Origin of the sequence: Methylobacterium sp. CCH7-A2, assembly GCF_001557075.1 — a bacterium.
GTDB classification, from domain to species: domain Bacteria; phylum Pseudomonadota; class Alphaproteobacteria; order Rhizobiales; family Beijerinckiaceae; genus Allobosea; species Allobosea massiliensis.
Map to the genome: position 1 here is coordinate 1 of NZ_LSKN01000207.1, position 9041 is coordinate 9041.

The 9041-nt window shown below is 67.8% G+C and carries 8 protein-coding genes; 5 read left to right on the top strand and 3 right to left on the bottom strand.

Features of this window, described 5'->3' with window-relative positions:
- Positions 1-67 precede the first annotated feature (67 nt).
- From AX750_RS15525 to AX750_RS15535, 3 genes are all read right to left on the bottom strand, one after another.
- Positions 68-1015 carry an isoaspartyl peptidase/L-asparaginase gene (locus AX750_RS15525; RefSeq protein ID WP_066724319.1) on the bottom strand — a complete coding sequence of 316 codons (948 nt, stop codon included), beginning with the start codon at positions 1013-1015 and terminating at the stop codon, positions 68-70.
- Positions 1016-1153: 138 nt separating this feature from the next.
- Positions 1154-2743, bottom strand: coding sequence for an ABC transporter substrate-binding protein (locus tag AX750_RS15530; protein WP_066724316.1), 1590 nt, complete (start codon positions 2741-2743; stop codon positions 1154-1156).
- Positions 2740-3291, bottom strand: coding sequence for a MarR family winged helix-turn-helix transcriptional regulator (locus AX750_RS15535; RefSeq protein WP_066724313.1), 552 nt, complete (start codon positions 3289-3291; stop codon positions 2740-2742). The genes AX750_RS15530 and AX750_RS15535 overlap by 4 nt, the downstream gene beginning before the upstream one ends.
- Before the next feature lie 155 nt (positions 3292-3446).
- Between AX750_RS15535 and AX750_RS15540 the strand changes: the two genes are divergently transcribed.
- From AX750_RS15540 to AX750_RS15560, 5 genes are all read left to right on the top strand, one after another.
- On the top strand, positions 3447-4148 hold the full coding sequence (locus AX750_RS15540) for a creatininase family protein (protein WP_066724310.1): 702 nt from the start codon (positions 3447-3449) through the stop codon (positions 4146-4148).
- Positions 4149-4269: 121 nt separating this feature from the next.
- Complete coding sequence (locus AX750_RS15545; RefSeq protein WP_066724308.1) at positions 4270-5244, top strand: ABC transporter permease; 975 nt, start codon at positions 4270-4272, stop codon at positions 5242-5244.
- On the top strand, positions 5241-6137 hold the full coding sequence (locus tag AX750_RS15550; RefSeq protein WP_066724306.1) for an ABC transporter permease: 897 nt from the start codon (positions 5241-5243) through the stop codon (positions 6135-6137). Before AX750_RS15545 ends, AX750_RS15550 begins: the two co-directional genes overlap by 4 nt.
- Positions 6134-7837: an ABC transporter ATP-binding protein gene (locus AX750_RS15555; protein ID WP_066724304.1), complete on the top strand. Its 1704-nt coding sequence runs from the start codon at positions 6134-6136 to the stop codon at positions 7835-7837. Before AX750_RS15550 ends, AX750_RS15555 begins: the two co-directional genes overlap by 4 nt.
- 116 nt (positions 7838-7953) lie before the next feature.
- The gene (locus AX750_RS15560) at positions 7954-8853 is read left to right on the top strand and encodes a polysaccharide deacetylase (protein ID WP_066724301.1); all 900 of its coding nucleotides are present in this window, start codon (positions 7954-7956) and stop codon (positions 8851-8853) included.
- The last annotated feature ends 188 nt before the right edge of the window (positions 8854-9041 follow it).

A 9041-nucleotide genomic window follows, 5' to 3' on the forward strand; every position in this document is an offset into this window, starting at 1 on the left:
CCCCACCCCGGCCCTCCCCACCGCAAGCGGGGGGAGGGGGGAGACCGGAGCCGATCGCGAACAGCCATCACGCCTGACCCGCAATCTCGACATCCGTATGGGTCGCGACATGGACGGTCCCGTCCGGCGTCACCCAGCCGCGATACATGCCCTGCGTATTGTAGGGCGCGACGATGGTTCCTTGAGCGTCGATCGCCACCAGCCCGGCGCCGATCTTATGCGTCGTAAGTTCGCCGAGCACGGTGGCGCTCGCCTCCTCGAGGTCGAGACCCTTGTAGCCGATCAGCGAGGCCAGCTCGTGGCCGACGCAGTAGCGGATGAAGAACTCGCCTTTGCCGGTGCCCGAGACCGCGCAACGCCCGTCGCGAGCATAGGTGCCCGCGCCGATGATCGGGGAATCGCCGACGCGACCGACCGGCTTGTTGGTGTAGCCACCGGTCGAGGTCGCCGCCGCCAGATGCCCGGCCGCATCGAGCGCGACGGCGCCGACGGTGCCGTGCTTCTCGGCCTCGCTCGCCTCGCCGGCGGTGCCGACCAGTTCGCGGATCTTCATCGAGGACAGGTTCTTGCGGCGCCGCTCGGTCGAGAAATGCCCGTTGTCGACCGTGTCGAGCCCCTCATGGGCGGCAAAGGTATCGGCCGCGGGGCCGACCAGCAGCAGCGGGTCGCCGCGCTGCATCAGCGCCTTGGCGGCGCTGACCGGATTGCGGATGCGCTTGGCGGCGGCGACCGCGCCGGCCGCGAGCGTCGCCCCGTCCATGATCGAGGCATCGAGCTCGTGCTCGCCCTCGGCGTTGAAGGCCGCGCCATGGCCGGCGTTGAAATGCGGCGAATCCTCCATCACCCGCACGGCTGCCTCGACGGCATCGACCGCCGTGCCGCCCTGGCTGAGAATGGCCCAGCCGGCCCGCAGCGAGGCGGCGAGATCGGCCCGGGCCTCGGCCCATTCCGCCTCGCTCATTTCGGATTTCGGCAGCGTGCCGCAGCCGCCATGGATTGCGAGGGCGATGGTCATGACGGGTCTTTCTGGAACGGCGCGAGAACCGGGCCCGTCATGCTCGCCCTTGTGGCGAGCATCCACGTCTGCGCCAAGCGCGATGCGCGGAGGCGTGGATGGTCGGGACGAGCCCGACCATGACGGCAGTGGCTCGCCTCACTTCTTGGCGGGCTTGATGTCCATCGCCAGCGTGTCCTCGTCGACGCGCGGGGCGATCGTCACCTTGTCCTTCTGCATCGCCCAGGCCGAGCCGACCGCGACGAATGGCAGGCGCGGCCGGTCCTTGGCGACGATGGCGTTGGCCTGCGCGAGAAGGTCGTTGCGCTTGGCTTCGTCGAGCTCGACCGAAGCGTCCTGGATCAGCTTGTCGAGATCGGGGTTCTTGTAGCCGAGCACGTTGAAGGCGCCGAGCTTCTTGGCCGGGTCGTTGGAATGGACCACGGAGGACAGCGTGTAGTTCGCCTCGCCGGTCAGCGTGCCCCAGCCGGACATGGCGAGCGAGAACTCGCCGCGCGTCCGGGCCGGGAAGAATACGGCCGCCGTCTGGGCGTTGGCGGTGACGTCGAGGCCGATGCGCGCCAGCATCTGCGCCACCGAAGTGCCGACCTGGCGGTCGCCCGGCAGGCGGTCATTGGTGAAGGAGAAGGTGGTTTTGAAGCCGTTGGGATAGCCGGCCTCCTCGAGCAGCTTCTTGGCGCGGGCGAGATCGACCTTCAGCGGCGGCAGGCTCTTGTTGAAGCCGGCGATGCTGGAGGTGACGAGCTGGTTCACCGGCGCGCCGAGGCCTTCCATCGCGATCTCGACGAGGGCCGGCCGGTCGATGGCGAGATCGATCGCCTCGCGCACGCGGGGGTCCTGCAGCGGGTTCTTCGGCAGCGGCGAGCCGTCCTTGGCGCTGACCTGCGGGGACTTGTCCCGCATGTCGATTTCCATGTTGAAGACATAGACCGTGTCGATCGTGGCGACGGAGAGCTTCGGGTCGCGCTTCAGCGTCGCGACGTCGGAGGCCGGCGCGCGCACGATGATGTCGACCTGGCCAGCCTTGAGCTGGGCGACGCGGGCGGCGTCATTGGGCAGCTCCTTGCGCACGACGCGCGCCCAGGGCTCCTTCGGGCCCCAGTAGCCGTCGAAGCGCTCCAGCACGAGCTGGTCCTTCGGCGTCCAGGAGACGAACTTGTAGGGCCCGGTGCCGATCGCGGCCTTGCCGGAGTTGAAGGTCTCGTTGGCGTTGTCCTTGGTCAGGCCGGCGGCGGCCTTGGACGAGACGATGAACAGGCGGATGAAGTCGTTGGGCAGGTTCGGCGCCGGCCCGTCGGTGACGATGTGGACCGTCAGCGGGTCAATGATCTTCACCTCCTTGACGCGCCGCGTGTAGATCGTCGTCGGATTGGGGCCGGAGACGACCGGGATGCGCTCGATCGAGAACTTCACGTCCTCGGCGGTGAAGTCCGACCCGTCATGGAACTTGACGCCGGAGCGCAGCTTGAACTCCCAGGTGTCGGGCTTGATCGCCGTCCAGCTGGTGGCGAGGCGCGGCTCGATCTGCAGCTTGTCGCCCGACCAGGTCAGCGTATCGAAGATGTGCTTCAGCGACTCGGCATGGGTGCCGGTCGCGGTGAAATGCGGGTCGATCGAATCCGGGCCGGCGCGGACGCCGATGGTCAGGTTCTGCGCGAGCGCGGCCGTCGAGACCGAGGCCCCGAGCACCAGGGCCAGGGCGGCGACGCGGGCGATATGGATGTTCATGATGCGGTTCCCTCTTTTTCGAGATCGTTGGGCCAGGTCGGTGAGGCGATCACCAGCTTGTCCATGAGTTCGCAGAGCTGGCGCTGCTCGGCGTCGGTCAGCGCAGACAGCATCGCCGTCTGCTGCTGGATCATCAGCGGCATTGTCTCCTCGAAGATCGCGCGGCCCGGCCCCGTCAGATAGAGCACGAAGCTGCGCAGATCCTCCGGGTCGGTCTCGCGCCGCAGCAGGCGCCGCTGCAGCAGCCGCTGGATCGCGCGGCTGAGCGTATTCTTGGGCAGGCCGGAGGAGGCGACGATGTTCTTGGCGGCGACCCCATCGCGCAGGCCGACGGCATAGAGCGCCACGAATTCCGGGCGCACCAGGCCGTAACGGGTCTCGATCCAGCGATAGACAGGGTCGTTGAAGCGGAACGCAACAAAGTTGAGCCGGAAGGACAGCCAGCAGGGATTGTCCCAGAGCTTGGTCACCGTCAGAGGGTCGAGCTCGCTCAGCGCCTTCTCGCGCGCCGCGCCGACCTGCGAAACAGCCGTCGGCGCACGCCGCATGGCCAGCCTCCCCCACAACTTAGTTCCAAATGGAACTTGACGCTGTCCGGCGCCAGAGTCAAGGATGCGGAAGACGAGGATGGTGGAGCCTTGTCGCGCGGGCAACGCGATTCTTGCGGGGCGCGGCGCAAAGACGCTGAAGCAAGGACCGGGCCGTGCGTGTCGCCGAGATGAACTGGATGCAGATCGAGGCGCAGGCGCAGCGCGACGATCGCTGCGTGCTGCCGCTGGGCTGTGTCGAGCAGCACGCCTATCTCAGCCTCGCCACCGATGCGATCCTGGCCGAGCGCGTCGCCGGCGAGGCGGCCGAGCCGCTCGGCCTGCCGGTCTTTCCGGTGCTGGCCTATGGCATGACGCCGGGCTTCGCCGCCTATCCCGGCACGGTCTCGCTGCGCATGAGCACCTATGTTGCGGTGATGGAGGATCTGCTGGAGGGCTTCTACCGCTCCGGCTTCCGCCGCATCGTGCTCGTCAACGGCCATGGCGGCAACGCGCCGATCATGACGCTCGCCACCGAATGGATGGGCAAGCATGCCGATGCCAGCGTGCGGCTGCACAACTGGTGGGCGGGGCCGCGCTTCCAGGCCGCGGTCCGCGAGGTCGACCCGGCCGCCTCCCACGCGTCCTGGATGGAGAACTTCCCCTGGACGCGGCTGCAAGGTGTCTCCATGCCCGACGCCTTCAAGCCGCCCTTCGACGCCCCCGCCTACCAGGCCGCCTCGCCGCCGAAAAAGCGCGAGATCCTCGGCGACGGCAATTTTCACGGCCGCTACCAGCGCTCCGACAACGAGATGCTCGCCCTCTGGCAGGTCGGCGTCGAGGAGACGCGCGCCGCGATGGTGGAGAGCTGGCCGTGAGCGCCATCACGTCATTGCGAGCGCAGCGAAGCAACCCAGGCAACGTCGAGCGAGCCCTTCTGGATTGCTTCGCTGCGCTCGCAATGACGAATAGCTTCGGCCCTCACGTGGCTGTCGCGCCATGCTAGCCCATATCCTCGGCAGGCTGGGGCAGGCGCTCGTCGTCATGCTCGTGATGTCGGCGCTGGTCTTCGTCGGTGTCTACGCCATCGGTAACCCGATCGACGTGCTGATCGGCCCCGATGTCAGCCAGGACATTCGGCTGGAGACGATCGCGCGCTACGGGCTCGATCAGCCGCTCTACGTCCAGTACTTCACCTTCCTCGGCCGCATCCTGCAGGGCGATTTCGGCCGCTCCTTCGTCTTCGGCATGCCGGTGCTCGACCTCATCCTGTCGCGGCTGCCGGCGACGCTGGAGCTGACGCTGGCGGCCGTTGTCGGCGCGGCGCTGATCGGCATTCCCGCCGGCATCTATGCCGGCTATCGACCGGACGGCTTCGCCGCCAAGGCGATCATGACGATCTCGATCCTCGGCTTCTCGGTGCCGACCTTCTGGATCGGCCTCGTCCTGATCATGGCTTTCGCGGTCGAGCTGCAATGGTTGCCGGCCGGCGGACGCGGCGCGACGGTCTCCGTCTTCGGCGTGGAATGGAGCTTCCTCACCGCCAACGGCCTGAGCCATCTCCTGCTGCCGGCCTGCAATCTCGCCTTCTTCAAGCTCGCGCTGATGACGCGGCTGGCCCGCGCCGGCACCCGCGAGGCGATGCTGTCGGACACGGTGAAATTCGCCCGCGCCGCCGGCCTCTCCGAATGGACGGTGCTGCGCCGGCATGTGCTGCGGCTGATCGCGATCCCGCTCGTCACCGTCTTCGGGCTCGAATTCGCCTCGACGCTGGCCTTCGCCGTCGTCACCGAGACGATCTTTTCCTGGCCCGGCATCGGCAAGCTGATCATCGACTCGATCACCTCGCTCGATCGGCCGGTGATGGTCGCCTATCTGATGCTCGTCTCCTTCGTCTTCATCATGATCAACTTCCTCGTCGATCTCGCCTATGTCGGGCTCGATCCGCGGCTGCGCCGGGCGGGCTCGCGATGAAACAGCCGCTTCCCGCCAGAGAGATCTCCCCGGTCGCGCGCTTCTGGGCCGAGTTCCGGGAGAGCAAGGTCGCGGTGGCGGCGCTCGTCGTCGTGCTGCTGATGCTCGGCGTCGCGATCTTCGCGCCGCTGGTCGCTCCGCAGAACCCTTATGATCTCGCCAATCTCGTGCTGATGGATGCGCGCCGGCCGCCGGGCTATGTCGGCTCGGCCGGCTATACCCATATCCTCGGCACCGATGCGCAGGGGCGCGACCTGTTCTCGGCCATCCTCTACGGTCTGCGCATCTCGCTCCAGATGGGTCTGATCGCCGGTTCGCTCGCCTTCGTGATCGGCGTGGCGCTGGGCGTCGGCGCGGCCTATCTCGGCGGGCGCTGGGAAGCCTTTATCATGCGCGTCGTCGATCTCCAGCTCGCCTTCCCGGCGATCCTGCTGGCGCTCGTCCTCTCGGCCCTGCTCGGCCAGGGCAAGATGCAGCTGATCGCGGCCCTGGCCGCCGCGCAATACGCCTATTTCGCCCGGACCGCCCATGGCGCGGCCTCCGCCGAGCGCGGCAAGGACTATGTCGAGGCGGTGCTCTCGACGCCGCTGCCGGCCTGGCGCGTGGTGGTGAAGCACATTTTCCCGAACTGCCTGCCGCCGCTGATCGTGGTTGCGACCGTGCAGGTGGCGAGCGCCATCGCGCTGGAGGCGACTTTGTCCTTCCTCGGTGTCGGGCTCCCCGTGACCGAGCCCTCGCTCGGCATGCTGATCTCCAACGGCTTCCAGTACATGCTGTCGGGCCGCTACTGGATCTCGATCTATCCCGGCATCGCCCTGATCGTGCTGATCGTCGCCATCAACCTCGTCGGCGACCGCATCCGCGACCAGGTCAATCCGAGGCTGAAGCGATGAGCGACGCGCCTCTCCTCGAGGTCACCGACCTCGCCACCCATTTCCACGCCCGCGCCGGCGTGGTGAAGGCGGTCGACGGCGTCTCCTTCAGCCTGAAGCGCGGCGAGGTCATGGGCCTCGTCGGCGAATCCGGCTCGGGCAAGAGCATCACCGGTTTCTCGATCATCGGCCTGCTCGATCCACAGGGGCGCATCGAGCGCGGCTCGGTGAAGCTAGAGGGGCGCGAACTCGTCGGCCTGCCGGCGGACGAGCTGCGCGCCATCCGCGGCAAGGCGATCTCGATGGTCTTCCAGGACCCGATGATGACGCTGAACCCGATGCTGACCATCGGCGGCCAGATCGGGCTCGCGCTGGAGGCGCATGAATCCGTCTCGGGGGCGGAGCGCCGCCGGCGCGGCATCGCCGCGCTCGCTCAGGTCCGCATCCCCGAGCCCGAAGCCAAGATCGACTTTTACCCGCACCAGTTTTCCGGTGGCATGCGCCAGCGCGTCGCCATCGCGATCGCGCTGCTGCACCGACCGCGGCTGATCATCTGCGACGAGCCGACGACGGCGCTCGACGTCTCGATCCAGGCCGAGATCCTGGCGGAGATGAAGGAGCTCGTCGCCGAACTCGGCACGGCCCTGATCTGGATCAGCCACGACCTCGCCACCGTCGCCTCGATCGCCGACCATGTCTGCGTGATGCGCTACGGCAAGATCGTCGAGGCAGGGCCCGTGCTCCAGGTCCTGACCCGGCCGCAGCATCCCTATACGCAGGGCCTGCTCGACTCGCTGCCCTCGCGCGCCAAGCCCGGCACGCTGCTGGCGCGCGGCGCAGGCACCGATGCGGCGCCACCACCCCGACTGCCACGTCAGGCCGAGACCGGCCGCCGCGCCGCCGATCTGCCCTCTATCGTCGCGGAAGGGGTCGCCAAGCGCTTCCAGCGCAAATCCGGCCTCCTGCGGCTGCTCGCCCAGAAGGCCGGCTTCGCCCGCCCGCTGCCGGCGGTGCAGGCGGTGGACCATGTCACGCTCTCGATCGCGCGCGGCGAGGCGCTGGGACTCGTCGGCGAATCCGGCAGCGGCAAGTCGACGCTCGGCCGCATCGTCGCCGGCATCTATGCGCCCGACGATGGCCGCATCCTGCTCGACGGCGAGCCGGTGATGAGCAACGGCGAGCGCCCGCACAAGATCACCACCCGTATCCAGACGATCTTCCAGGACCCCTTCGCCTCGCTGAACCCGCGCATGCGGATCGGCGACAGCATTGCCGAGGGGCCGCTCGCCCACGGCCTGATCTCCCGCGCCGAGGCCGGTACCTATGTCGCGCAATGGCTCGCCGCGGTCGGGCTCGATCCCGCTTTCGCCGCGCGCTACCCGCACCAGTTTTCCGGTGGGCAGCGCCAGCGCGTCGCCATTGCCCGCGCCCTCGCCATGCAGCCCGATGTCGTGGTCTGCGACGAGCCGGTCGCTTCGCTCGACGTCTCGATCCAGGCGCAGATCATCAACCTGCTGCTGCGGCTGCGGCAGGAACTCGGCCTGACGCTGCTCTTCATCTCCCACGACCTCTCGGTCGTCCGCCATCTCTGCGACCGCGTCGCGATCATGCATCGCGGCCGGATCGTCGAGAGCGGCGCGGCCGGCGAGGTCTACGACAACCCGCGCGACCCCTACACCCAACGCCTGCTGGCGGCGGTGCCCGTGCTGCCGGTGGCGTGATGCCCATGACCCACCGCGGCGTCGTCCCGGGCGAAGCGCAGCGCAGACCCGAGAATCTCCGGCCAGAGATGCTCGGGTCGAGCCCGAGCATGACGTGCCACGACAAAGGAGACCCCATGTCCGAACCCGAACTCCTGCCCTGGCAGTGGCCCGAGGAAACCTGGCGCGCCAAGGTCGAGCGCGTGCGCGCCGGCCGCAACCTGAAGCCGGCGCAATGGAAGGGCGGGGCGCGCTGCGCGGTCGCGCTCTCCTTCGACGTCGATCACGAGACCAATGAACTGCGCGACGGCGGCAAATCGGTCGGGCGGCTGTCCTGGGGGCAATACGGCAACCGCGTCGGCATGCCCCGCATTCTCGAACTGATGAAGAAGGAGGACATCCAGGCGACCTTCTTCGTGCCCGCCGTCACCGCGCTGCTCTATCCCGACGAGCAGCGCCGCGTCATCGCCGAGGGCCACGAGATCGGCCTGCATGGCTGGATCCACGAGGTCAACACCGCCGTGCCGCCCGATGCCGAGCGCGAACTGCATCTGCGCTCCGCCGACACCTTGGAAAAGATCACCGGCGTCCGGCCGGTCGGCATGCGCACCCCCTCCTGGGACTTCTCGGAGGTGACGCTCTCGGTCGAGCGCGAACTCGGCCTGCTCTACGATTCCTCGCTCTTCGCCGACGACGATCCCTACGAAATCATCGAGAAGGGCGAGCCGACCGGCATGGTCGAACTGCCGGTCGAATGGATCCGCGACGACGCGGTCTATTTCAACATGAACCGCTTCCAGGCCCTGCGGCCCTACACGCCGCCCGAGGCCGTCTTCGACATCTTCCGGCGCGAATTCGACCGCGCCTATGAGGAGGGCGGGCTCTTCCTTCTGACGATGCACCCGCATGTCATCACCTATCGCTCGCGCATCTGGATCCTCGAGAAGCTGATCGCCCACATCAAGGAGATGCCGGGTGTCTGGTTCGCCAGCCATGCCGAAATCGCCGCCTTCGTGAAAGAGCAGGCCGGCATCTGAGGGAGGAGACGGCCCGGTCTGCGCGGAACCGGGCCAGATTTCCGCCGTTTTTGGTTCAGGACGGGTTCAGCGCATCCGGCGCGTTCTCGCTCGCAGTCGAAAACGGAAACGGATTTCATGACGCGTACCAAGCACTGGCTTCTGGTCGGCACCATCCTCCCCGCCCTCGTTCTGTCGCAGGCCGGCGG

Excerpts from the sequence above, each read along its gene's own strand:
- AX750_RS15550 (WP_066724306.1), top strand. The coding sequence starts at position 5,241 with ATGAAACAGCCGCTTCCCGCCAGAGAGATCTCCCCGGTCGCGCGCTTC.
- AX750_RS15560 (WP_066724301.1), top strand. The coding sequence starts at position 7,954 with ATGTCCGAACCCGAACTCCTGCCCTGGCAGTGGCCCGAGGAAACCTGG.
- AX750_RS15530 (WP_066724316.1), bottom strand. The coding sequence starts at position 2,743 with ATGAACATCCATATCGCCCGCGTCGCCGCCCTGGCCCTGGTGCTCGGG.
- AX750_RS15555 (WP_066724304.1), top strand. The coding sequence starts at position 6,134 with ATGAGCGACGCGCCTCTCCTCGAGGTCACCGACCTCGCCACCCATTTC.
- AX750_RS15545 (WP_066724308.1), top strand. The coding sequence starts at position 4,270 with ATGCTAGCCCATATCCTCGGCAGGCTGGGGCAGGCGCTCGTCGTCATG.
- AX750_RS15535 (WP_066724313.1), bottom strand. The coding sequence starts at position 3,291 with ATGCGGCGTGCGCCGACGGCTGTTTCGCAGGTCGGCGCGGCGCGCGAG.
- AX750_RS15525 (WP_066724319.1), bottom strand. The coding sequence starts at position 1,015 with ATGACCATCGCCCTCGCAATCCATGGCGGCTGCGGCACGCTGCCGAAA.